Genomic DNA, 22,923 nt, shown 5'->3' with positions numbered 1-22,923 from the left:
CGTTGTGTTTGTAACTGAATTGTTGTATAATTATATCTTAATTTTTTTTAAAAACGAAAGCGGTTTTTTATGATACACAGTGATATATTTTATCTTTTCTTGATCATATCTCTTGGATACATTTTGGGAAACTTTAAAGTCAAAGGTTTTTCCCTTGATGTTTCAGCTATGCTTATAGTGGCTCTTATCGCAGGTCATTACGGTATGGTCGTATCTGAAGAGTTTAAATTTTTCGGACTTGCCATATTTATATATGCCGTAGGTCTTCAATCAGGTCCGGGATTTTTCGAAACTATAAAAACAGAAGGGTTGAAGCTAAATATATTGGCAACACTTCTTCTTGTTATGATATTTGGCTCCATTGCCGGCATCAGTTTATATATGGGTTTCAAGCCTACCGTGATAGATGGTATATTTACCGGTTCGCTTTCAAGTGTTCCATCTCTGGCGGCTGCTTTGGAGATAAAGAATGACCCCAGTATGTCAGTACTTTTTGGTATGGTTTATCCTTTTGGCATAGTAGCTACCGTTTTATTTATAAGGTTTGTGCCCATAATATTCAGAGTGAATATAGAAAAAGAGATAAAAGATTATGAACAGATGCAAAAAAGTAAATATCCTGAAGTTTTGGTAAAAAATTTTAAAATCACAAATGAAAATTTTAAAAAAGATGGTATAAAAAAGTCAAAATTGGAGAAAATGACCGATACCATCATTCACCGCATAGAATCAAAAGATAAAAATCAAAAACTTTTAGATGACAAGATACTTCACTACGGTGACGTGATAAGGGTTTCCGGAACGAAAGAAAACTTAGAACATGTAGGCATAATGGTAGGAGAAGAGGTAAAGAGTGATTTTTCATTTCATGACGATATGAAAGTATACAGACTTTTGGTCACTTCAAAGCGTATTATAGGCAAAAAAATTTCACAGATCAAAGAATTGGAGTCTTACAGGGCGGTTATAACCAAAGTAAGAAGAAGTGGTATAGATATATCGCCGTATCCCAATATGACTTTGATGTTAGGAGATAAACTTTATGTCGTGGCTCCAAAAAAATATGCCGATGAGATAACATCCCTCATAGGAAACAATTTGCAAAAATACCCGGCTGCAGACTTTTTGCCGATCTCTTTAGGTATTGTATTTGGTATACTGCTTGGAAGCATACCGTTTTCTTTTCCTGTAGTAGGTACTATAAAACTTAGTTTTGTAGGAGGCATACTCATAACCGCACTTGTGCTTGGAAGACTCGGCAGAGTAGGTCCTGTCGTTTGGCAAATGTCTCCAAGTTCAACTACTCTTATGAAGACGTTGGGGCAATTGATATTTATGGCTGCGATAGGAACGAATGCAGGCAAATACCTGGTAGAATCCATAAAAGCCAATGGTTTCACCCCGGTTTATATAGGGCTTTTTGGACTTGTGTTTTCGCTACTATTGATGACGCTTATATGTAGATATGTTTTAAAGATGAATTTTTTAAAGATACTTGGACTTTTAAGTGGTTCGATGACTTCGACGCCCTCTTTGACGATGGCAAACAATTTGACCAAAAGTGACTACCCGTCCATATCGTATGCTGCTGTTTATCCTTTGGCTCTTGTTTTGGCCATAGTGATGGCACAACTGGCTCTAAAAGTACTGTAAAAAGGATAACATAAAGTGAGAGGAAAATTTGGAAAGATAGACTATCTCAATCTTTTGCCGTTTGATTTTTTTATAAAAAGCTCAAGATACTCATATATCAAAAGAGTCGTTACCAAATCACACCCGGCAGATATAACGGAACTGTTTTTGAAAAAAAAGGTAAATGCCGCATTTATCTCAAGTATAAAAAGCAGAGGTGAAAAATGCCTAAATGCCGGTATAGTAGCTGACGGGGAAGTGATGAGCGTCTTTGTGTGCGAAGGTGAAAATGAAGATGACAGCGAGTCAAAAAGCTCAAATATGCTAAAAAAGATACTAAAACTAAAAGGCAAAGTAACTATAGGCAACAAAGCCTTGCAAAGATACTATAAAGATAAAGATAATTGCAAAGATTTGGCATATGAGTGGAAAAAACAGACCGGGCTCCCATTTGTCTTTGCGACATTTTGTATAAACTCAAATGAAAAATACTACAAAAAGATCATCAAACGATTTTTAAAACAAAAAACAAAGATACCATACTACATAAAAAAAAGAGAAGCTCTTAAGCTTGATCTTCCTTTGGAATTGGTAGAATTGTACCTGAGTAAGATATCCTACCATGTAGGAAACCAAGAGAAAAAGTCTCTTAAGATATTTTTAAATAAAGGGCATCTCTAAATCAAACATAAAAAATATATAAAAGGAATAAAAATGGCAAAGATAGAATTTTTAGGACCTATAAAAAGACCAAGTATAGAAGTAGATGTCAAATCTTTAAAAGAGCTAAAAGAGCATTTCAAAGATGATAAAGATCTAAAACCATGGCTAAAAATCTGCGCCGTATCAGTAAACGACAAGATAATCTGCTCCGAAGACACCCCCCTAAAAAAAGAAGACAAAGTCTCCCTACTCCCACCGGTCTGTGGAGGATAAAGCGTTAAAAAAACGACAACTGCTTGTCGTTTTTAGCTTTATCCTATGAACTTTTATATGTGAGTCCTAAAATCAAGGATTTTAGTGACGAACATAAAAGTGAATCGGGACATTGAAAGAAATCGTGGCGAGTGAAACGAGGTAGATTTCTGGTTATTTCACCGGAGGTGAAAGTAGTTTAAGTTTACAAAGTAAACACAATAAAAATAATAAACTTATGAATAAGAACGACAACTGCTTGTCGTTCGACGCTTTATCCATAATGATATCTACATTGAGCTATCATGAGTTCATCTTCTTTGATCTTGTAAACCAGCCTATGTTCTATCGTGATTCTTCTTGACCAATACCCCGACCAATTATACTTAAGAGGCTCAGGATTTCCTGTGCCTTTGTATGGTTCTCTTTGGATTTCATTGATGAGTTTGTTGATCTTTTTTAAAATCTTTTTGTCTTGTTGTTGCCAATAGATATAATCATCCCAAGCATCATCGCTGAAGATTATTTTCATTCTTCTATCAATTCTTTTTGTTTGCCAAGACCGGCTTCAAGCTGTCTGATTGAGCGATTTAATCTTTTGGCGTTTGCTTCACTTTGCATAAGATATGCAGTTTCTTCTAAAGATTTGTAATCTTTCATGGAAATGATAACTACAGGCTCTTTGTTTTGTCTTGTTACTACAACAGGTGTGCAGTCATCAATTACCAAATCAAATGTAGAAGCTAAATTTCTTCTTGTTTGGGAAAAATTTATAGTTCTCATAAATAAACCTCCTCATATATATGTACATATAATAGTACATATTCATTTAATTTTTACTTAATACCATCAAAAGATAAGCAAAAATTTTAAATCTATGTGTTAAAATATCTCCTACTGTAAAAGTAAGGAAAAACATGCTTGAACTATATGACGGACCTTTGAATGTAGAAGAGATACTCTCTCGCTGGTATAATGCTTATAAAGATAAAAATTATGGTGCTTTTATCAATTTTGTAGGGATTGTGAGAGATGAAGACGGTATAGAGGGGCTAAGTTTTGATATATATGAGCCTATATTGAAAAGTTGGTTCGAGGATTGGCAAAAAAGAGCAAACGAGATGAATGCATATCTTCTTATGGCTCATTCGCGTGGGGATGTGCCAAATCATAAAACTTCATATATATCTGCGGTTTTATCTCCGAAAAGAAAAGTATCTTTGAAGTTGATACAAGAGTTTGTGGAGGATTTCAAAGCAAATGCTCCGATATGGAAATATGATATAAAAAACGGAAAAAGAGAGTATGCACTCGATAGAAGTACACCTATCAATGGAGCGGGGATACTTGCATAATTGAGAATTGAAAATGGAGAATTGAAAATGGGAAATGTGAAGAGATTTATGAGTTTTGATGAGTCATTGGAAGTGTTGAGAGAGGCTTTTTATGAAGAGATTGGTAGTGAACAACTGTTCTTGAGTGAAGCATTCGGGAGAGTTTTAAGTGAGGATGTTATAGCTGATAGTAATTCTCCTGAGTATGAGACTTCGGGGATGGACGGGTATGCCATAAAGCATGAAGATCAAAAGCTTGGGTCTATAAAGATACTTGGAGATTTGCCCGCGGGTAGTGAAAATAAAATCGTGATAAAAAACGGTGAATGTATAAAAACTTTTACCGGATCGCTTATCAGCAAGGGTGCAGATACCTTAATACCCATAGAAAATGTTGAAGTTAAAGGCGATCTTATCATCATAAAAGAGGAAGTCCCAAAAGGTTTTAGTGTAAGAGAAGTCGGGGAAAATTACAAAAAAGGTGAAGTACTTATAAAAAAAGGAACTTTGATCGAGTATGCACAGATAGGTGTTATGGCCGGACTTAATATGGTAAAAATCCCAGTAAAAAGAGAGCCTGTTGTTTCGGTTTTGGCAACCGGCAGCGAGATACTTGAGCTTGGGGCGCCTCAAACAAACAGTGCCCAGATAAGAAGCACCAACCACTATACCATCGAAGCTATCGCAAAAAAAGCAGGAGCTAAAACTTTCAATATGGGAGTAGTTGGAGATGACTTGGAAAATATCAAAAAAACCATACTTCAAGCATTAGAATTTAGTGATATAGTCATAACTACCGGCGGAGTTAGTGTGGGGGATTATGACTTTGTAAAAGATGCAGTTGATTCTATAGAAGCTAAAACTCTCATAAGTGGCGTTGTTATAAAACCGGGAATGCATATAAGAGTTGTAAAAGTCGGCAAAAAGTATATATTTGCACTTCCTGGATTTCCTTACAGTTCGGCTGTTACTACCCATCTGTATGTCGTGCCTCTTATAAAAAGAATGTTAGGGGTTGACGATAGCTATGATGTAGTTTATGCAAAGATGGATGAAGAGTATAAAAAAAGAAGTAAAAAGAGTGAATTTACCGCAGTCAACCTAAGATATGACAAAGACGGATACAGAGTCGATTTAAAAGGTAAAAAAAGCGGTACAAGTGCGATACTTACAAATATGCTTGATAATGCGGCACTTCTTTGGATAGATGAAAAAGAGGGAAGCTTGAAAAAAGGTGATATAGCAAGGGTTATAAGGATTTGAGCAGTTTTAAGATCCTCTTATTTTTGCTGCTATTTTTGTACATTGCGGCATTGATATATCTGTATATTACTCAAGATCAAAAGATATTTAACTTCTCAATAGTAGAGAAAAAAAGACCTAAAGTTTTAAAGGAGTGTAAAAACTGCAAAGAGGTGAAGTTAAAAGTTGAGGATGGTTTGCTTGATGGTGTTTATCTTGAAAATAACTCTTCAAAACTTATCATCTACTTTGGAGGCAATGCCGATGATGCTACCGATTTTATATCTATTTTTAAAAACTTAAAAAATTTTGATATAGTCGCCTTCAACTATAGAGGCAACGCCTTGAGTAGCGGTACGCCGAGTGAAAAAGCTCTTTTTAATGATGCTCTAAGGATATATGATACTTTTGCAAATAAAAAAGAAGTTTTTGTTGTCGGAAGAAGCCTAGGAAGCGGAGTTGCTATATATCTATCTTCACAAAGAGATGTAAAGAAACTTTTTTTGATAACTCCTTATGATTCCATAGAAAATGTTGCAAAAGAGAGATATCCGTTTTTCCCGATACATTGGCTTATAAGATATAAATTTGACTCTTTGAGATATATAAATGATGTCAAAGCGGATCTGTTTATCTTTATGGTAAAAAACGATAACGTAGTTTCAAACGAAAGAACTAAAAACCTGATAAAGCATATAAAAAGTAGTGTTGAAGTAAAAGAGTTTGACAACACTACTCATGCAGATATCTTAGAAGATAAAAATTTTATCAAAGAATTTGGTGCTACTTTAAGATCCTTGGTAGAGTGATGCCTGTTTGTTTTTGGTATTTGCCGTTTTTATCTTTATAAGTTGTTTTGCAAGGTTCGTCTCCTTCGAGAAAAAGTACCTGAGCTATACCTTCATTGGCATATATCTTTGCAGGAAGCGGAGTGGTGTTGCTTATCTCTATAGTGATATGACCTTCAAATGCGGGCTCGAAAGGTGTAACATTTACAATGATGCCGCATCTTGCATAAGTACTTTTACCAAGACAAATAGCTAAAACATTATCAGGTATCCTAAAGTACTCTACAGTTCTAGCTAATGCAAAAGAGTTTGGAGGTACTATACATACATCTCCGACAAAATCAACCACATTCTTGTCATCAAAATTTTTCGGGTCCACTACAGTCGAGCTGACATTTGTGAAAATTTTGAACTCTTTGCCGACTCTTATATCATATCCGTAGCTGCTTACTCCGTAGCTTACGACATTTTTACCGACTTGCTCTTCACAAAACGGCTCTATCATTTTATCTTTGAGTGATTTTTCTCTTATCCAATTGTCAGATTTTAAACCCATTTTCATTATTCCTTTTAATGTTTTACAAAATAAAATATGGTATTATAACAAATTATATGCAATAAGGATTTAAAAATGGATCAAAAAGAATTAAAAGATTTGATGAGAGCTTTTGACAAAAGCGGACTTAGTAAACTAAAACTAAAAGATGGGGAATTTGAGATACTCTTTCAAAAAGGAGGAGACCAAAACCAACAGATAGTTTCCATGCCTACAACAACAGCACAGAGTACACCCCCTTTGCAGATACAAGATACAACAACCCAAGTAACTACAAGCAATGAGCCTGCCAAACAAGAGGGCGATTATATAAAATCACCTATGGTCGGTACTTTCTATCAGGCTCCAAGTCCGGGAGCGACTCCGTTTGTCAAGGAAGGCGATATGGTAAAACAAGGATCAACGGTCGCTATCATAGAGGCTATGAAGATCATGAATGAGATTGAGGCTGAATTTGATTGTAAAATTCTTGAAGTTTTGGTTAGCGACGGTGAACCGGTTGAGTTTGATCAACCGCTTTTTCGTGTTGAAAAACTGTAATTCTTTGGAGACCTTGAGGTGAAAGATATAAAAAGAATTCTTGTGGCAAACAGGGGAGAGATCGCTCTTAGGGCCATCAGGACTATAAAAGAGATGGGTAAGGAAGCCGTTGCGGTTTACTCTACAGCTGATAAAGATGCCGAGTATTTGAAATTTGCTGATCTTGCTATATGTATAGGCGGAGTAAAGTCAAACGAAAGTTACCTCAACATCCCTTCCATTATGGCTGCAGCCGATATAAGCGCCTGTGATGCCGTTTTTCCGGGATACGGTTTCTTAAGTGAAAATCAAAATTTTGTAGAGATCTGCAAGTATCATGGCATTACATTCATAGGACCTTCAGTTGAGCTTATGGTGACGATGAGTGACAAATCAAAAGCAAAAGAAGTGATGAAAAAGGCGGGAGTTCCTGTAGTACCGGGAAGTGAAGGCGCCATAAGAGATCTTGAAGATGCAAAAAAAACAGCTAAAAGGATCGGATATCCCGTTATCGTAAAAGCGAGTGCCGGAGGCGGTGGAAGAGGCATGAGGATAGTAGAAAACGAAGAAGCTTTGGAAAATGCGGTTTTAGCTGCTGGAAACGAAGCCTTGAACGCTTTTGGAGATGGAACGCTATATATGGAAAAATTCATAAGAAATCCAAGACATATAGAAGTACAGGTTTTAGCCGATTCTCATGGCAATGCGGTGCATTTGGGCGAGAGAGACTGCTCTATGCAAAGAAGGCATCAAAAACTCATTGAAGAGTCCCCGGCAGTCATACTTGATGACAAAACAAGAGAAAAACTTTTAAAAACCGCGGTAAAGGCCACTAAAGCCATAGGGTATGAAAATGCGGGTACTTTTGAATTTTTAGTTGATGATGAGTTGAACTTTTACTTTATGGAGATGAATACAAGACTACAGGTAGAGCATACCGTAAGTGAAATGGTAAGTGGTATAGATATCATCGAGTGGATGATAAAAATCGCAGAAGGTAAAAAACTTTTTTCTCAAGATGAAGTAACTCTAAAAGGTCACTCCATAGAGTGCAGGATAACTGCTGAAGATCCTGAAAAATTCATCCCGAGTCCCGGCAAGATAACCAAATGGATAGCACCTGGAGGAAGAAATATAAGGATAGACTCTCATGTTTACTGTAACTACACCGTATCACCTCATTATGACTCAATGATAGGCAAACTCATAGTTTGGGCGGAAGATAGAAACAGAGCCATAGCAAAAATGAAAACGGCTCTAGAAGAGTTTGAAGTAGGCGGCATAAAAACAATCATACCTTTTCATTATAAAATGATGGGCAATCCTGATTTTATAGAAAACAGGTATGATACTAACTATTTAGGATAAACAAAAAGATGCTCAGCATGAAAAAAATCATCATATCTTTGATCGTGCTGTCCTCTTTGGTAAATGCTAACTCGCTTAAGTGTGAAAAAAAAGAAAACAGGATAATTTGTACTTATTTTTCCGATAGATCTGACAGTCCTGATGATATAATACTCAAATTTCACTGGATTTCACCAAAATCTCCTCTTGATGACAGGGTAAGAGAGATAGTTATACCTCCATATTACGGCTCAGCCTATGACTACAGGTTTGTCCCGGGCAGAGTCCCCGGGCACTGGGAAGTGAAAGTAACCAAAAAAGACTCAAATGAGAGTGTAAATACATACTTTGATATAAATCAAAGTGATGATGAATTTTTTAGTAACTGATGTTACACAAGATTTGTTCACGGTGCTAATTTCCCTTTCAGGACACTACAAATTAGCTAAAAATCACAAACGCAAGCGCCCTTTCAGGGTTAAGTGTGATTTTTTTAACGCTAATTTTCCGTTTAAATTAGCAATGCTCTCAAACCTTGCGTAACATCAGTTAGCAACTGATTTATCTTGGTTCTCTTAAAACTTTTATATTTGCTTCGGATACCAATTTGTCAAAATATGACTTTATGATATCTTTTTCTCTTTTATTCATAATTTCTGCAAATATGGCATTTTTTACTTTTTCAAAAGGTATGGGTTTGACATTTATCTTTCTTTTGACATAAAATGATATAAAACCGTCTTTTAGAGTTAAAACAGGTGTAAAGCTTCCTTCTTTTGCCTGCTGGAGTATATAAAGCAGTTTGGGGTTTAAATTTTTGGATTTTAAGACTTTCTCTTTTCTTGTTATGCCGCTGATATTTAACATGGGGTTTTGTATCAGTTTTTTCAAAAGTTCTTTATCTTTTGAGTCATATTCTGTAACTTGTATCATTTGAGGGATGGAGTAGATATTGATATGCTTTTGATAGTACTCTTTCAACTCCTGTTCATCGGCTCTTTTGATTTTACCTGAAACTATTTTTTTATAAAGTTTTCTTTTTAAGATTCTTTTTTTCAAATCTTTCTTGTATGTATCTATATCCACACCTTTTTTTTCAAGATAATTTTCAAAATCAACTATGGACATATTTGCTCTCGAGCTTATCTTTTCCATCTCATCTGTTATCTCTGTATCGCTTACACTCAAATCATACTTTTTGATGAGGTTATCTTCAAGCTTTTCCCTTATGAGTGCTTCAACAGCTTTTTTTATAGGAACTTTGAAGTTTACGGAGTATTTTTTTATCTCATAAAGTGTTATGGGGGTATTGTTTACCACTATGGAAACTCCGTCAACCAACCCCGCAACCAAACTCAACTTAAACAGTAACACCAAAAACAAACTTTTTACACATTTTTTTATCACAATCAATCCTCATCTAAAAATTGAAAAAGATTTTATCATAAATTTTGCTAAAGTCTGCTAAAATTCTCCTGGATCAACAAAAGGATTGGATAAAATGGTTATAACAAGATTTGCTCCGAGTCCTACGGGGTATCTGCATATAGGTGGACTTAGAACCGCACTATACAGTTATCTTTGGGCTAAGAAAAACAGTGGAAAATTTTTACTTCGTATAGAAGATACCGATCTTAAAAGAAATTCTATAGAAGCTACAAAAGCTATAGAAGAGGCTTTTAAATGGGTTGGACTCAAACAAGACGGTGATATATACTATCAGTCAAAAAGAATGGATATTTACAAAGAGCATATACAAAAACTGCTCGATGAAGGAAAAGCTTACTACTGTTATATGAGCAAAGAGGAACTCGATGCCTTAAGAAGTGAACAGATGAAGGCAAAACAAAGACCAAGATATGACGGGAGATACAGAGATTTCAAAGGAATACCTCCTGAGGATATAGAGCCTGTAGTTCGTATAAAAAGCCCCATCAATGAAACGATAACGTTCAAAGACGGTATAAAAGGGGAGATTTCAGTCAATACCGATGATGTTATGGATGATTTTATCATAGCAAGAAGTGACGGAAGCCCTACTTATAACTTTGTAGTTGCAGTTGATGATCACTATATGGGAGTGACCGATGTCATAAGAGGAGATGATCATCTCAGTAACACCCCAAAACAGATAGTTGTATACCGGGCATTTGGATGGGATATACCAAAGTTTTATCATGTTCCCATGATACTCAATCCTCAGGGTAAAAAACTCTCAAAAAGAGATGGCGCCATGGATGTCATGGAATATAAAAAAGAGGGCTATCTACCGGAAGCACTGCTTAACTTTTTGGTTAGACTTGGTTGGAGTCATGGCGACCAAGAGATATTTACCATGGAAGAAATGCTTAGACTTTTTGACCCGAAAGATATAAACAAATCAGCTTCAGCTTATAATGCAGAAAAACTTTTGTGGCTTAACGGTGAATTTATAAAAAAGATGAATTATGATAGATTTGTTGACGAGTTGGAATATTTTGGTTTAAATTTAAAAGATGTTAAAAAGAAAGAGGTTTTGATAGATGCTTTAAGAGAACGGGTTAAAACCCTAAAAGAGTTTTCTGAAAAAGCTAGTTTGATTTTAAATAGACCGTCAGAGTATGAAGAAAAAGCGGTAAAAAAATTTTTAAAAGCTAATGCAAAGGAGGTGGCTAAAGAGTTTGTGGAATATTTGATTGGTTATGAAGGGGATTTGAATCTTCCGACAGACTATGAAAAACTCTTGGTTGGATTTTTGGACAAATATAACTTGAAATTGAAGGATATAGCCCAAATAATCCGTATAGCCGTTGTCGGTAGCGCGGTAAGCCCGTCGATACATGATATCATGTGTATCATAGGTAGAGATGAGCTTGAGGTTAGATTAAATAATTTAATACTTTTTATGGAGAAAAGAGATGAACAAAACTGAATGGGAACAAAAATGTTTGGAATATCATATAGGCGGTAAAACAGGAACTCTGCTTAAAAAACCATGTAACACTGCCGAAGAGCTTTCTATGGCTTACACTCCAGGAGTCGCCATACCTTGTAAAGAGATAGAAAAAGATGTATCCTTGGCTTACAAGTACACAAACAAGGGAAATCTCGTAGCCGTTGTCACAGATAGTACGGCAGTTCTGGGTCTTGGAGATATAGGTTGTTTGGCGGGAAAACCTGTCATGGAAGGTAAAGGAGTACTCTTTAAAAAATTTGCCGATGTCGATGCGGTTGATATAGAGTTAAATATAAAAGATACCGAAGAGATCATTAAAACCGTTGCCGCTATAGCGGATAGTTTCGGAGGCATTAACCTAGAAGACATCAAGGCTCCGAAATGTTTTGAGATAGAAGACAGACTAAAAGAGATATGCAATGTTCCTGTTTTTCATGATGATCAACACGGAACCGCTATCATATCAACAGCCGGGCTTATAAATGTTTTAGATCTTAGCGGAAAAAAAGCTGATGATATAAAGATAGTTGTTGTCGGAGCCGGTGCGGCCGGCACGGCTTGTTCAAAAATGTACAGAAATCTTGGTGTAAAACATATCACGATGATAGATAGAAAAGGTGTCATCTATAAAGGCAGAGAAGACTTGGCGAACAATCCTATAAAAGCTGAACTTGCCATAGAAACAGATGATAGGACACTTGAAGATGCTATGAAAGGTGCTGATATGGTGCTTGGTCTTTCAGGACCTGGAATCATCACCCAAGATATGATAAAAAGTATGGCAGACCATCCTATAGTATACGCATGTGCGAATCCTACTCCCGAAATCACACCGGAAGAGGTTTTGGCAGTAAGAGATGATGTGTATATGGGTACAGGAAGAAGTGACTATCCAAATCAGATAAACAATGTTCTTGGCTTCCCTTTTATCTTTAGAGGCGCACTTGATGTAAGGGCTACAAAAATCACCGAAAATATGAAAGTAGCAGCAGCCAAAGCTTTGGCTGATTTGGCAAAAGAGCCGGTACCGGACTATGTAAAAGCGGCATATCCAGATAGAAAAGATATGGAATATGGGAAAAACTATATCATCCCGTCTCCTTTTGATAAAAGGATAGCGGTTTTCGAATCCTACGCAGTCGCAAAAGCTGCGATAGAAGACGGTGTTGCTACCGTTAAAGACTTTGATCTAGATGCTTACAAAAAAGAGCTTGAAAAGAAATTTTTAGGCTAGATACAGCGGGGCGGTAATTCGCCCCACTCCCGATACTTATCACAAACTTAAATTTTCCTTATTTACTTTTATAATTCATTCATTTTTTTAAGAGATTTATCAGTTTATAGTGCTATAGTTATGCTAATATTTTTTTATAAGGAGACTAAAATGTCTGTTACAGAATACATTGAAAAGGTGTTGAACCAGACCGCTAAAAACAGTCCGGGTCAAAAAGAGTTTTATCAAGCAACCGAAGAGGTTTTGCACTCTTTAAAACCACTTTTGGAAAGAGATAACAGGTATGATAAGTACAATATTCTTGAAAGGATAGTGGTTCCTGAGAGGATTATCATGTTTAGAGTAAATTGGGTAGATGACAGTGGAGAAATCCAAACAAATACAGGATACAGAGTGCAATTCAACTCAGCTATTGGACCATATAAAGGCGGGCTTAGGTTTCACCCTAGTGTAAATTTGGGTATTATAAAATTCTTAGGCTTCGAGCAGATATTTAAAAATTCATTGACAGGGCTAAATATAGGTGGCGGCAAAGGCGGTAGTAACTTTGATCCAAAAGGTAAAAGTGAAAACGAAGTCATGAGATTCTGCCAGGCATTCATGATAGAGCTCTCACGACATATAGGAGCAAACAGAGATGTTCCTGCGGGCGATATCGGTGTAGGCGGTAGAGAACTTGGCTATATGTTTGGCCAATACAAAAAATTGACTGGAAAATTTGAAGGTATATTGACTGGAAAAGGAGTCAATTGGGGCGGATCACTTGGAAGAACTGAGGCAACCGGTTTCGGGTCAGTTTATTTTGCAGAACATGCTCTAAATAAATATGGAGACACTCTAAAAGGTAAAACATGTGCCGTTTCAGGTTCAGGTAACGTTGCAATTTATACTATACAAAAACTATATGACATGGATGCACTACCGGTAACTTGTAGTGACAGTGGTGGAACTATTTATCATAAAGAAGGTATCGATCTTGAACTTTTAAAAGGTATCAAGGAGATAGGCAGAAAAAGACTTAGCGAATATATCAAGTTAAGACCGGATGCAGAGTACATCCCGGCTTCCAAATATCCTGAAGGCGGACATGCTTGCTGGCATGTAAAGTGTGACTGCGCATTTCCTAGTGCAACACAAAACGAATTGACTCTTGTCGATGCAAAAGCGTTGGTTAAAAACGGATGCAAACTTGTAAATGAGGGTGCAAATATGCCTACAACCCCGGATGCGGTAAAATATTTAAAAGAGCACAAAGTGATATTTGGACCGGCAAAAGCGGCAAACGCAGGTGGTGTTGCTACAAGCCAGCTAGAAATGAGTCAAAATGCAAGTATGTCAAACTGGTCTTTTGCCGAGGTTGATGCAAAACTTCATCAAATAATGAAAAATATTTTTGATATATCTTATGGTACTGCCGAAGAGTACGGATGTAAAGATGATTTGTTGGCAGGAGCAAATATAGCAGGCTTTAAAAAAGTAGCTGATTCTATGATAGACCAAGGTTCTGTTTAAAAATATGCAAAAAGCCGGGTGCTTACTCCCGGCTTTTTGCAACACAATGCTCAAAGAGATATTTGTGGTCTTCGGGTAAAACTTTGTAGATTTTGTAAGCTAGTTCTCTTATCTCCCACAGGGCGGATTTAGAGGTTCTTAGGCTTAGGAAATTTTGCAGACTTCTAGCATTGACACTCCATGTCAACTCAGTCTTATAACTCTCCGGAAGGCAGTATTTTGCTTTATCATTGCTAATCCCCTCAAGCAGTACTTTCCTCAAATTTTCCAAAGCTTTTATACTCATTTCATCAACTATGGCGACATCTGTAAAAACAAGGTATTTTTTCGCCCTTTCCACATCGGCAGGGGTAAATTCCGGTTCCTTTTTTAACTCTTTTAGTGTATATCTTGTGGATTTGACACTCAAACTTGCCATCCTATGCCTGGCTAATTCTTGAAGCAGGGCTCTGCTGATACCTTTTATATAAAAGTTATAGTGAAGGTGTTCAAGCGTCGAAGCATGTTTAAATTTGTTACCCACTCTGTCTATGAGTTCTTTATCTTTTTCTCCACCGTTATCGCTTTTATCGAAACTTTGCCAACAAGTTCTTATGGCATTTGCACAAACTATCAGTGGAGTGTGATTTAGTAGAGTTACTTGCATAATAAGTCCTATTTTTTAGGACTTATTATAGCAAAATTATATTAAATGATTTATTGTTTTAACTGAAGAAGGGTATTTAGCATTTGATCTGAGGTCGTTATGGTTTTTGAATTTGCCTGGAAGCCTCTTTGGACGATGATAAGCTGAGTTAAACTTCTGCTTAGATCGACATTACTCATCTCGAGTGAACTTGCCTGTATAAACCCTCTTTTTCCTGTAGCTGCCTGACCGATGATGGGATCTCCCGAGTTTGAAGTCTGTATATATACTCCACCCCCGTCACTTTCAAGACCTACGTTGTTTGTAAAACTTGCCATGGAAACCTGAGCAAGCCCGAAACTTCTACCATTTGTAAAACTTCCTATCAAGGTTCCGGTTTCATCCACCCTGATACCGTTTAAATCACCTCCCGGGTAACCGTCTTGTGAAATACCGGAAGTATTTGAATGGGCATCAAAACTTGTCATACCGTCAAACTGACTTGCCGTACCAAATTGCAGGTTGATGTTTTGATTTGGGGCTGAACCGTTATTTGCAGTATAAGTCAAGTTTGTAGGAGTGTATGAGCTTAGTGAACCGTCGGAATTGAAGCTTATATTTCCTGTTACTATGTTTTTAGGGTTAACTCCTCCGTTTATATCACCAGGTTCGGGAACGGATATAACAATGCTCCATTGGGTACCGCCATCAGCGGTATAGCCGATTTTCCTAAATTCGAACCTAACAGTATGTTTTGTTCCCAGTGAATCAAATACATCTATACTTGAAGCATGTGTTGCGGCATTTATGGTCTGAGAAATTCTTGTATTGTTTCCTATAGGCAGGTTTCCTTGAAGTGCACTCATGGTCGTGGTAAATTTTTCATTTGCGCTTACTCCGTTTGTGGCATCGGTCAAAGCTGTCAATTTAAGATTCATATCCCAGTCATTTGAACCACTGCCGGGATTTTTTATCTCATATTTTCCTCCGTCTGTTACCGTTACCAAAACTCCGTCGTTGCTGTCCGAGCCACTTGCCTCGCCACCGTCGTTACTACTGTCAAAGTCAACATTGCTTCTTGCATCGTTTTGCATGGCTTCTCTTAGATCCTCGGTAGTTGTAAATGTTCTTGAAGTAGCTGCGGTATTTGCTGCTGGAGTGCCTTGTATAGGAGCGGCACCGCTTTTTACATACTGATACTTGTAAGCTGTATATACCTCTTTGCTGGTCAAACTTGTAGAATCAGCCGCATTTACATTTAAATCTATATTTTTCATATTTTCGGTTGTTCCGCCGTTGTTGTTTGAAAAAGTTATATCGGCTCCGTTAACTGTGGCGACAACGCCTGTCAAAGATGTTTTTTGGTTGATGAGGGTTGCAATTTGCTGGGCTGTTTCTGCTGTAGTCGCTCCATTGGTGCTACCGGTAATGCTTGTGCCGTTTAAGGTCAAATCTACTGTTTGAGCACCTGTAGCTGTGATCGTTTCGGTATGTTTCGCGTTTGCATAACTTACCCATATACCCTGGTTTTCCTGCAGGTTGAAAGCTTCCCCTACGGAATTAAAAAGAACTCCAAAATCCTCACTTCTTTCATAAAGTTTTTTATCTGTATTGAATATATCACTTCCCCAGTCGTTTTCATTGTGTGTTTCACCCGCATCCGCAACGCCGTTATTGTTTAAATCAACCGCATTTGCCAAATAATCCAAAGAGTAGATGGGAGATTTGTTCACTATCGAATTTCCAGAGTTTAGATTCGCTTTTAGATTGATATAGGTTGAAGCATTTGCCGGTGTTGTAAGTCCGGGTGGAATGGTGATATTTCTTATGGGGGCTGTTGAGTCTATCTCCCCTGTTGCCTGGTCTCTCATCCAGCCTTGTACAATATAACCGTTGCTGTCAACAAAGTTACCGTTTGCATCGAAGACAAAGTCTCCGTTTCTTGAAAATTTATATGTTTTCCCGCCATCAGGACTAACTACGAAAAATCCGTCTCCTTGGATAGCTAAGTCGGTATTTTTATCTGTAGTTTGAATGGAGCCTTGTTTGAATATCTTGGTTATGGAACTCACCTGAGTTCCAAGACCTACTTGCATAGGGTTTTTACCACCAAGTTCCCCTTGTGGGGCAGTGGCTATCTTTGAGGTTTGATTTAAAAGGTCAGAAAAGTTAACTCTACTGTACTTAAAGCCGGCTGTATTTACATTGGCTATATTGTTTCCTTCGACATCCATTGCAATTTGGTGTGCATTTAGACCGGATACTCCAGCCCATAGTGATCTCATCATCTTCAGATCCTTTTATAAATTATTAGTTTTTGTATATCTTGTAAAAGCAATTTTCATTCCAATTTTCATTCCATCCTTCACCACTCGCCATTAACCATATCATCTCTTCATATTGATGGCTTTTTGTATCATTTGGTCACTTGTCGTTATGCTTTTTGCATTTGCATCAAAAGCTTTTTGCATGATGATAAGCTCTGTCAATGCCGTGCTTATCTGTACATTGCTGGCTTCAAGTTTACTAGTAAGTATCCTGTTGCCATTTACGTTTTGACCGTTTTCCTGATAAAAAAATGCTTTTCCGCTGTTATTGCTTTGGATATACATATTGCTGTCTACTTTTTGAAGACCGCCATCGTTTGGAAAATGAAAAATAGCGATTTTAGCTACTGATGCACTGTCACCGTTTGTAAAACTTGCTACTATATTGCCGTCTTCTTGTATGGTGTAATCTTCTAAGATACCCTCGGGTTTTCCATTGTTATCTACAAATTTTGTCTCTCTTCCAAGACCTTTTACCGCGGTCATGCCGTCATATCCGCTGTTTGGAATGTTGTTGTCAAGCGGAGTTCCAAGATTTAGCGTAACTGATGTACCTTCGTTCGAGAGTGTCGGTAAAACTGCCTGCACTAGGGCTCCTGACCCGTTGAATCTCAATGTTCCTGCTTCGGAATCTACGATTTGATACAAGGTATTGTCGTTGGGATAAGTCAAGTACTGGGCAGGGTCGTAACTTATGCCGCTTTGTTGTTGACCGGCATTTTTAAGTACTTTAAAGTCTATGTTGAAGATACTTCCTTCCTGAAGTTCCGGGAATTGTTTGGTAAAAGTCATATCTAAGATATTTTGCGTACCGTCAGGATTGAAAAGGGCAGTAGTGAAATGATCTGAACTTTTTGCTACTTCCTGGCCTGTTTGAGAGTCTATCTGCGAAGTAACTCCTATATTTAAATTTGCACCGAATTTCAAAGCGGTTGTAGGAGCAGGGGGAATATATAAAATATCTGGCAGATTTATCTTATCCTGGGCGTTTACATCGGCCAAAGGGGTGTCTCCCGAAGGATTTATGGTAAAAATATTTACATTGCCTGTACCATCAGGTGAGTATAGTTTCCCAAAAGAGTCCAATTGCTCCTGTGACAAGCTTGCCGGTTTTATCGTATTGTTCAATGATCCTAGCAAATACTCTCCGTTTGCATTTACAAGATCGCCGTTTACATCTTTATAAAAAGCACCGAGTTTTGTATAGTGTATTGTATCTTTGTTCTTAAATCCGTACCATCCGTTGCCGGCAATCGCCGTATCGAAATTTCTATCACTGTTTATGAGTTCTCCCTGTGACAGATCAAGCGAAGTTCGTTGTACACTGCTTCCTAGTCCTATGTCATTTCCTATGCTTGCACTGCTTAAGGCTTGGGAAAATTGTGTCTCAAATTCGGGTAAATTCTCTTTGAAGCCGAACATATTTTGGTTTGCTATATTGTCCGCCCACGTATCTATACCGAATTGATGAGTTTTTATGCCCGCAATTCCATTGTAAAAAGATCTAGTCATTTTTCTTAGTCCCTTACTGATATATCTCTTTGACTTGGGAGATAGGATAATAATTACTTCCGAGTTTCAAAAGGGCTTTTCCCTCATCGAACCTTACTGATTCGATAGGATATACACCATAAGCTGTATTGTAACTCCCCGTAGAGCCATCGCTGTAATTTGCACTTACGTTATAGCTTCCTTCAGGCATTTTTTGCCCTCCGTTATCCGTACCGTCCCATTCGAAACTTAAAACTCCTCCTTTTTGGGGTTGGAGATTGAAAGTTTTTATTACATTTCCGTTAGAGTCCTTTATATCAACCTGACCGGTTTTTATATCGTGTCCAAAATATATCTCAAAATTTGTCGAAGCATCTTTTGATAAAATGATCTTATCCGTACCCAAGCTGCCCATTTTCCCTATGGATGATACCGCATTGAAGTCCGAGGTTGATTTTAACTGATTCATCAACGCTTCCATGGTTTTGTTTGTATTGTTGGCTGATTCCAAGGTGGCAAGCTGTGAAGTTTGGGATAGGATTTTTTCACTGTCCATGGGGCTTGTGGGGTCTTGATATTGAAGTTCGGTTAAAAGCAGTTTCATAAAGTCATCTTTTTTTAGGATGCTTTGTGGATTGAATGCTTGGGTATTGTCTTTTTTTGTTGCTTGTGTAGTTGGGTTTATCATTTTTTATCCTTTATACATATCGTGGTACGGTTATATTTATAGTATCTATAGCCTCTGCTTCTTGTTCACTGAAATTTTGAAATGACTCGTCATTTTGCTCTTTTGAATGGTTTTGTCCTCTGTTTTGACCGCTTTGGTTGGAGCTAAAATTCATATTGAGGTTTGTAAAACCCATATTTACAAGAGCATTTTTAAATTCGGCTTGATTTTGTGTGAAAAGTGCCATGGTATTGACATTGGAATTTATAGTGACTTGCAAATTGTTGCCTCTGCTTATCAGACTGACATTTACTTCATCCAGATCTTTCGGACTCAAAGTCATCTTCACTCTCATAAGCGGCGGTTTGAAATTTTCCATTTGTTCTTTTAAATCATTTGCAAAGGTGTTTAAGCTCTGCTGTACCTGTGGCGGTTTTGTATTTGGTTTTTGGTTGTTTAAAGAGTGGATGCTGCTGTGTGAAATATTTTCCTGTTTTATGGATGAATCATCATGCTGTTTTAATATATGAGAACTATTTTTTTGCTCGCTAGTTACTTGTGTTTCTTTTGTGATATCTTTTGTATGTTTTTGTATGTTTTTGGCATGAGTATCTTTTTTGACTTCATCTACGACCTTACTAAATGATTTACTTTTTTGAAATAAAGAGGACTCTTTTGTCTCTTCCAAGATGGTTTTTTTACCTTTTGTTTTTCGCTTTTCATCTTTTAAATTGTTTTCATCTATGGCAGCCACAGCGACATTTTTTTCTTTGAAAATTTCCTGTTTTACGATATTTTCACTTTTTTTGTTGCCCGGTAGATCAGTTTTGTTTTTAGCTTCGTGTTCATGAGGATTTATATCTTGTGCGATATTCATCGAACTTTTATTCGGTTTTATTTTTTTGATGTTTTTATCTGTTATGTCGCTATTTTTTAAAATCATATTTAAAGGAGTGTTTTCTTTTGATTGGCTTTTTTGGATCGAATGTGTGGCTGAACTTTTTTTGTTCTTGATGTTTTGTAAAATCTTTTCGCTTAATACAACCTCTTTTTTAGAGATATTTTTTGCATCTGTATCTATTTTTGTCAAAATTTTGTTGATTTTTGTTTCTATTTGCTTTTTATGATCTTCTATCTTTGTAAATTCAAATGTTTTTATCTTTATGTCGTATTTTTCGGCAATTTTTAGCAAACCTTTAAAGCTTTTTATATCTCTAAACTCTTTTAGGGTTTGTTTGTTGTTTAGGATTTGTGTCAATTTTTTTGAATCAGTGGGAAAAGTTCCTTTTAGAGAGTTGCTCTTTAGAAATATAACGAGATTTAACAATTCATCCAGACTTACATATCCGTTTTTGGCATCTTTGCTTTTTATTTCTTTTGTTGGCTGTGAAATATCTTTTTTTTCCATCTCGGTTTTATTTTCTTTTGTATCAACCACATCTTTACCATCTAATTTTAAAAGCAGATTCGATAAAAAATTTTTGAAATCTATCTGTTTATCTTTTGTATTTGCATCTAAAGATTTTATATCTTTTGCTATCTCGGTCACTAATTTATCGGTATTTAAAGACAATAGAGGATTCATGTTTTACCTTTGGAACTTTTTCTATACATAGTAAAAGCAAAATCCATTCCAAAAACCGTATCACTTAGTTTTTAGTTTATTTAGGTATAATACCATCCCCAACTAAGGAGTATACACTTTAAATAAAAGAGAAGCTGTCATATGCAAGGCAAAAGTTTGCAGGACTAGCCGTAGCTAATTCAAAAACTTTTAACGCAGTCAGATGATAGCTTATCTTTTACCAAAGGCAAACATATTGTATCATATTGCTTCGTTACATTTTCTCGAATTAGCTATGGCTAGTACTTCGAAAATGTGCCTCGCACTATAACACAATAAGTTTGTTTAAAATGTATACTCCTTAGTTGGGGATGGTATATGCATACCTATTTTGAAAATATAAGGATATATTTGGTGCAAGAGATAAGAAATATAGCAGTTATTGCCCATGTTGATCATGGAAAAACAACATTGGTGGATGAACTTTTAAAGCAGTCACACACTTTTAGAGAAAATCAAAAAGTTGACGAGAGAGTCATGGATAGCAACGATCTTGAAAGAGAAAGAGGTATAACCATACTATCAAAAAATACGGCTATCATTCACAAGAATTATAAGATAAATATCATAGATACCCCGGGCCATGCCGATTTTGGCGGTGAAGTTGAGAGGGTTTTGAAGATGGTTGACGGGGTACTTCTTTTGGTTGATGCCCAAGAAGGTGTAATGCCACAAACAAAATTTGTTGTCAAAAAAGCACTCTCTTTGGGACTTAAGCCTATAGTGGTCATAAACAAGATAGATAAGCCCGCAGCTGATCCTGATAGGGTGGTGGATGAGATATTTGATCTGTTCGTGGCTATGGATGCCAACGATGAACAGCTTGAGTTCCCGGTAGTTTACGCAGCGGCTAGAGACGGGTATGCCAAATATGATATGGAAGATGAAAACAAGGATTTGGAGCCTCTTTTTGAAACTATTATCAAGGAAGTTCCGGCTCCTAAAGGAAGCATAGATAACCCTACTCAGATACAGGTCTTTACTCTTGATTATGATAATTTCGTAGGGAAGATTGGAATCGCCAGGATATTTAACGGAAGTATAAAGAAAAATCAAAACATTCTACTAGCCAAAAGTAACGGTGAGCAGATAAACGGCAGAGTAAGCAAACTTATAGGATTTTTGGGGCTTGAGAGGATCGATATAGATGAAGCACAAAGCGGTGACATAGTGGCAGTTGCCGGATTTGAAGCATTGGATATAGGTGACAGCCTAGTGGATCCGACCAATCCGATGCCTTTGGATCCTATGCATATTGAAGAGCCGACACTTTCTGTTATATTTAGTGTAAATGATTCTCCGTTAGCTGGAACTGAAGGCAAATACGTAACTTCAAACAAGCTTCAAGAAAGGCTTGAAAATGAGATGAAAACCAATATTGCCATGAGATATGAAGCTATAGGAGAAGGAAGTTTTAAAGTTTCAGGCAGGGGCGAACTGCAGATAACTATCTTGGCTGAAAATCTAAGAAGAGAGGGGTATGAGTTTTCTCTTGGAAGACCGGAGGTCATAGTAAAAGAGGAAAATGGTGTCAAAATGGAGCCGTATGAGCTTTTGGTAGTGGATGTTCCGGATGATTTTACCGGAGTTGTCATAGAAAAGCTTGGAAAAAGAAAAGCTGAAATGACATCCATGACCCCTACAGGTGACGGTCAGACCCGTATAGAGTTTGAGATACCGGCCCGTGGTCTTATAGGCTTTAGAAGTCAGTTTTTAACCGATACCAAGGGTGAAGGTGTTTTAAATCACTCATTTTTGGAATTTCGACCACTTAGCGGCAGTGTCGAACATAGAATGAATGGAGCTTTGGTTTCTATGGAAAACGGACAGGCTCTTGGATACTCTTTGTTTAACTTGCAAGACAGGGGAACACTGTTTGTCAAACCTCAGGATAAAGTGTATATAGGTATGATCATAGGAGAAAACGCAAGAGCGAATGATCTTGATGTCAACCCTATAAAAGGGAAAAATCTAACCAATGTAAGAAGCAGTGGAGCAGACGAAGCTATCAAACTGGTTCCGCCAAGAGATATGACACTCGAAGCTGCTTTGGAGTGGATAGAGGATGATGAACTTGTTGAAGTAACGCCTAAAAACATAAGACTAAGAAAAAGATACTTGGATCCTACTGTTAGAAAAAGAATGGCAAGAAAGAAGGAAGCCTAAAGTACAGCA

22 protein-coding genes are annotated in these 22,923 nt (G+C 37.1%); 13 read left to right on the top strand and 9 right to left on the bottom strand.

What is annotated here, in order from left to right; genetic code table 11:
- Nucleotides 1-69: 69 nt before the first annotated feature.
- From ACZ47B_RS07745 to ACZ47B_RS07735, 3 genes are read left to right on the top strand one after another with little or no spacing between them, the layout of a single operon-like run.
- Nucleotides 70-1,653, top strand: coding sequence for an aspartate:alanine exchanger family transporter (locus tag ACZ47B_RS07745; protein WP_464893973.1), 1,584 nt, complete (start codon nucleotides 70-72; stop codon nucleotides 1,651-1,653).
- 15 nt (nucleotides 1,654-1,668) lie between these two features.
- A complete protein-coding gene (locus ACZ47B_RS07740; RefSeq protein ID WP_464893972.1) occupies nucleotides 1,669-2,313 on the top strand; it encodes an MqnA/MqnD/SBP family protein in 645 nt (214 codons plus the stop codon).
- A gap of 33 nt (nucleotides 2,314-2,346) precedes the next feature.
- The gene (locus tag ACZ47B_RS07735) at nucleotides 2,347-2,568 is read left to right on the top strand and encodes a MoaD/ThiS family protein (protein WP_464893971.1); all 222 of its coding nucleotides are present in this window, start codon (nucleotides 2,347-2,349) and stop codon (nucleotides 2,566-2,568) included.
- Nucleotides 2,569-2,821: 253 nt separating this feature from the next.
- On the opposite strand, the gene ACZ47B_RS07730 is transcribed toward ACZ47B_RS07735, so the two are convergent.
- Both ACZ47B_RS07730 and ACZ47B_RS07725 read right to left on the bottom strand, forming a co-directional pair.
- Nucleotides 2,822-3,079: a Txe/YoeB family addiction module toxin gene (locus tag ACZ47B_RS07730; RefSeq protein WP_464893970.1), complete on the bottom strand. Its 258-nt coding sequence runs from the start codon at nucleotides 3,077-3,079 to the stop codon at nucleotides 2,822-2,824.
- Nucleotides 3,076-3,330: a type II toxin-antitoxin system Phd/YefM family antitoxin gene (locus tag ACZ47B_RS07725; RefSeq protein ID WP_464893969.1), complete on the bottom strand. Its 255-nt coding sequence runs from the start codon at nucleotides 3,328-3,330 to the stop codon at nucleotides 3,076-3,078. The genes ACZ47B_RS07730 and ACZ47B_RS07725 overlap by 4 nt, the downstream gene beginning before the upstream one ends.
- 134 nt (nucleotides 3,331-3,464) lie before the next feature.
- Between ACZ47B_RS07725 and ACZ47B_RS07720 the strand changes: the two genes are divergently transcribed.
- Genes ACZ47B_RS07720 through ACZ47B_RS07710 form a run of 3 tightly spaced genes read left to right on the top strand, consistent with a single transcriptional unit; the run spans nucleotide 3,465 to nucleotide 5,932 of the window.
- Nucleotides 3,465-3,902, top strand: coding sequence for a molybdopterin synthase catalytic subunit (locus ACZ47B_RS07720; protein ID WP_464893968.1), 438 nt, complete (start codon nucleotides 3,465-3,467; stop codon nucleotides 3,900-3,902).
- A 27-nt stretch (nucleotides 3,903-3,929) separates the two neighbouring features.
- Nucleotides 3,930-5,144 carry a molybdopterin molybdotransferase MoeA gene (locus ACZ47B_RS07715; protein WP_464893967.1) on the top strand — a complete coding sequence of 405 codons (1,215 nt, stop codon included), beginning with the start codon at nucleotides 3,930-3,932 and terminating at the stop codon, nucleotides 5,142-5,144.
- Entirely contained in the window at nucleotides 5,141-5,932 is a 792-nt protein-coding gene (locus ACZ47B_RS07710) for an alpha/beta hydrolase (protein WP_464893966.1), read from the top strand. The genes ACZ47B_RS07715 and ACZ47B_RS07710 overlap by 4 nt, the downstream gene beginning before the upstream one ends.
- Here ACZ47B_RS07710 and dcd read toward each other — a convergent pair.
- Complete coding sequence (gene dcd, locus ACZ47B_RS07705; protein ID WP_464893965.1) at nucleotides 5,907-6,467, bottom strand: dCTP deaminase; 561 nt, start codon at nucleotides 6,465-6,467, stop codon at nucleotides 5,907-5,909. The two genes, ACZ47B_RS07710 and dcd, sit on opposite strands and share 26 nt — an antisense overlap.
- Before the next feature lie 75 nt (nucleotides 6,468-6,542).
- Here dcd and accB point away from each other — a divergent pair, with 75 nt between their 5' ends.
- The 3 genes from accB to ACZ47B_RS07690 are packed head-to-tail and all read left to right on the top strand — an operon-like array spanning nucleotide 6,543 to nucleotide 8,722.
- Nucleotides 6,543-7,007 (top strand): acetyl-CoA carboxylase biotin carboxyl carrier protein, encoded by a 465-nt coding sequence (gene accB / locus ACZ47B_RS07700; RefSeq protein ID WP_464893964.1) that lies wholly within the window; start codon nucleotides 6,543-6,545, stop codon nucleotides 7,005-7,007.
- A gap of 18 nt (nucleotides 7,008-7,025) precedes the next feature.
- A complete protein-coding gene (locus ACZ47B_RS07695; protein ID WP_464893963.1) occupies nucleotides 7,026-8,354 on the top strand; it encodes an acetyl-CoA carboxylase biotin carboxylase subunit in 1,329 nt (442 codons plus the stop codon).
- 17 nt (nucleotides 8,355-8,371) lie between these two features.
- Nucleotides 8,372-8,722, top strand: coding sequence for a hypothetical protein (locus ACZ47B_RS07690; RefSeq protein ID WP_464893962.1), 351 nt, complete (start codon nucleotides 8,372-8,374; stop codon nucleotides 8,720-8,722).
- Nucleotides 8,723-8,894: 172 nt separating this feature from the next.
- Here ACZ47B_RS07690 and ACZ47B_RS07685 read toward each other — a convergent pair whose 3' ends face one another.
- Nucleotides 8,895-9,740 carry a peptidylprolyl isomerase gene (locus ACZ47B_RS07685; RefSeq protein WP_464893961.1) on the bottom strand — a complete coding sequence of 282 codons (846 nt, stop codon included), beginning with the start codon at nucleotides 9,738-9,740 and terminating at the stop codon, nucleotides 8,895-8,897.
- A gap of 94 nt (nucleotides 9,741-9,834) precedes the next feature.
- Between ACZ47B_RS07685 and gltX the strand changes: the two genes are divergently transcribed.
- The 3 genes from gltX (at nucleotide 9,835) to gdhA (ending at nucleotide 14,014) form a co-directional block, all read left to right on the top strand.
- Nucleotides 9,835-11,244 carry a glutamate--tRNA ligase gene (gene gltX / locus ACZ47B_RS07680; RefSeq protein ID WP_464893960.1) on the top strand — a complete coding sequence of 470 codons (1,410 nt, stop codon included), beginning with the start codon at nucleotides 9,835-9,837 and terminating at the stop codon, nucleotides 11,242-11,244.
- Nucleotides 11,231-12,502, top strand: a complete 1,272-nt coding sequence (locus ACZ47B_RS07675; protein ID WP_464893959.1) for a malic enzyme-like NAD(P)-binding protein — start codon at nucleotides 11,231-11,233, stop codon at nucleotides 12,500-12,502. The genes gltX and ACZ47B_RS07675 overlap by 14 nt, the downstream gene beginning before the upstream one ends.
- A 150-nt stretch (nucleotides 12,503-12,652) precedes the next feature.
- Nucleotides 12,653-14,014, top strand: coding sequence for an NADP-specific glutamate dehydrogenase (gene gdhA / locus ACZ47B_RS07670; RefSeq protein ID WP_464893958.1), 1,362 nt, complete (start codon nucleotides 12,653-12,655; stop codon nucleotides 14,012-14,014).
- Nucleotides 14,015-14,036: 22 nt separating this feature from the next.
- On the opposite strand, the gene thyX is transcribed toward gdhA, so the two are convergent.
- The 5 genes from thyX to fliK form a co-directional block, all read right to left on the bottom strand.
- The gene (thyX, locus tag ACZ47B_RS07665; protein WP_464893957.1) at nucleotides 14,037-14,660 is read right to left on the bottom strand and encodes an FAD-dependent thymidylate synthase; all 624 of its coding nucleotides are present in this window, start codon (nucleotides 14,658-14,660) and stop codon (nucleotides 14,037-14,039) included.
- Between the two features lie 50 nt (nucleotides 14,661-14,710).
- Nucleotides 14,711-16,927 (bottom strand): flagellar hook protein FlgE, encoded by a 2,217-nt coding sequence (flgE, locus tag ACZ47B_RS07660; protein WP_464893956.1) that lies wholly within the window; start codon nucleotides 16,925-16,927, stop codon nucleotides 14,711-14,713.
- A gap of 99 nt (nucleotides 16,928-17,026) precedes the next feature.
- Complete coding sequence (locus ACZ47B_RS07655) at nucleotides 17,027-18,478, bottom strand: flagellar hook-basal body complex protein (RefSeq protein WP_464893955.1); 1,452 nt, start codon at nucleotides 18,476-18,478, stop codon at nucleotides 17,027-17,029.
- 13 nt (nucleotides 18,479-18,491) lie between these two features.
- Nucleotides 18,492-19,145 (bottom strand): FlgD immunoglobulin-like domain containing protein, encoded by a 654-nt coding sequence (locus tag ACZ47B_RS07650; RefSeq protein WP_464893954.1) that lies wholly within the window; start codon nucleotides 19,143-19,145, stop codon nucleotides 18,492-18,494.
- Between the two features lie 10 nt (nucleotides 19,146-19,155).
- Nucleotides 19,156-20,709 carry a flagellar hook-length control protein FliK gene (gene fliK, locus ACZ47B_RS07645; protein ID WP_464893953.1) on the bottom strand — a complete coding sequence of 518 codons (1,554 nt, stop codon included), beginning with the start codon at nucleotides 20,707-20,709 and terminating at the stop codon, nucleotides 19,156-19,158.
- A 393-nt stretch (nucleotides 20,710-21,102) separates the two neighbouring features.
- On the opposite strand from fliK, the gene typA reads away from it, so the two are divergent.
- A complete protein-coding gene (gene typA / locus ACZ47B_RS07640) occupies nucleotides 21,103-22,914 on the top strand; it encodes a translational GTPase TypA (RefSeq protein WP_464893952.1) in 1,812 nt (603 codons plus the stop codon).
- Nucleotides 22,915-22,923 lie beyond the last annotated feature (9 nt).

Source organism: Thiofractor thiocamini (assembly GCF_055384375.1).
Note: the sequence above shows the minus strand (reverse complement) of the source record. Positions and strands in the feature narration are given on the sequence as shown.

What these genes read in the sequence shown, in the direction of transcription:
- ACZ47B_RS07745 (WP_464893973.1), top strand. Translation starts at nt 70, where the DNA reads ATGATACACAGTGATATATTTTATCTTTTCTTGATCATATCTCTTGGA.
- ACZ47B_RS07735 (WP_464893971.1), top strand. Translation starts at nt 2,347, where the DNA reads ATGGCAAAGATAGAATTTTTAGGACCTATAAAAAGACCAAGTATAGAA.
- ACZ47B_RS07730 (WP_464893970.1), bottom strand. Translation starts at nt 3,079, where the DNA reads ATGAAAATAATCTTCAGCGATGATGCTTGGGATGATTATATCTATTGG.
- ACZ47B_RS07725 (WP_464893969.1), bottom strand. Translation starts at nt 3,330, where the DNA reads ATGAGAACTATAAATTTTTCCCAAACAAGAAGAAATTTAGCTTCTACA.
- ACZ47B_RS07720 (WP_464893968.1), top strand. Translation starts at nt 3,465, where the DNA reads ATGCTTGAACTATATGACGGACCTTTGAATGTAGAAGAGATACTCTCT.
- ACZ47B_RS07715 (WP_464893967.1), top strand. Translation starts at nt 3,930, where the DNA reads ATGGGAAATGTGAAGAGATTTATGAGTTTTGATGAGTCATTGGAAGTG.
- dcd (WP_464893965.1), bottom strand. Translation starts at nt 6,467, where the DNA reads ATGGGTTTAAAATCTGACAATTGGATAAGAGAAAAATCACTCAAAGAT.
- accB (WP_464893964.1), top strand. Translation starts at nt 6,543, where the DNA reads ATGGATCAAAAAGAATTAAAAGATTTGATGAGAGCTTTTGACAAAAGC.
- ACZ47B_RS07690 (WP_464893962.1), top strand. Translation starts at nt 8,372, where the DNA reads ATGAAAAAAATCATCATATCTTTGATCGTGCTGTCCTCTTTGGTAAAT.
- gltX (WP_464893960.1), top strand. Translation starts at nt 9,835, where the DNA reads ATGGTTATAACAAGATTTGCTCCGAGTCCTACGGGGTATCTGCATATA.
- ACZ47B_RS07675 (WP_464893959.1), top strand. Translation starts at nt 11,231, where the DNA reads ATGAACAAAACTGAATGGGAACAAAAATGTTTGGAATATCATATAGGC.
- gdhA (WP_464893958.1), top strand. Translation starts at nt 12,653, where the DNA reads ATGTCTGTTACAGAATACATTGAAAAGGTGTTGAACCAGACCGCTAAA.
- thyX (WP_464893957.1), bottom strand. Translation starts at nt 14,660, where the DNA reads ATGCAAGTAACTCTACTAAATCACACTCCACTGATAGTTTGTGCAAAT.
- flgE (WP_464893956.1), bottom strand. Translation starts at nt 16,927, where the DNA reads ATGATGAGATCACTATGGGCTGGAGTATCCGGTCTAAATGCACACCAA.
- ACZ47B_RS07655 (WP_464893955.1), bottom strand. Translation starts at nt 18,478, where the DNA reads ATGACTAGATCTTTTTACAATGGAATTGCGGGCATAAAAACTCATCAA.
- ACZ47B_RS07650 (WP_464893954.1), bottom strand. Translation starts at nt 19,145, where the DNA reads ATGATAAACCCAACTACACAAGCAACAAAAAAAGACAATACCCAAGCA.
- fliK (WP_464893953.1), bottom strand. Translation starts at nt 20,709, where the DNA reads ATGAATCCTCTATTGTCTTTAAATACCGATAAATTAGTGACCGAGATA.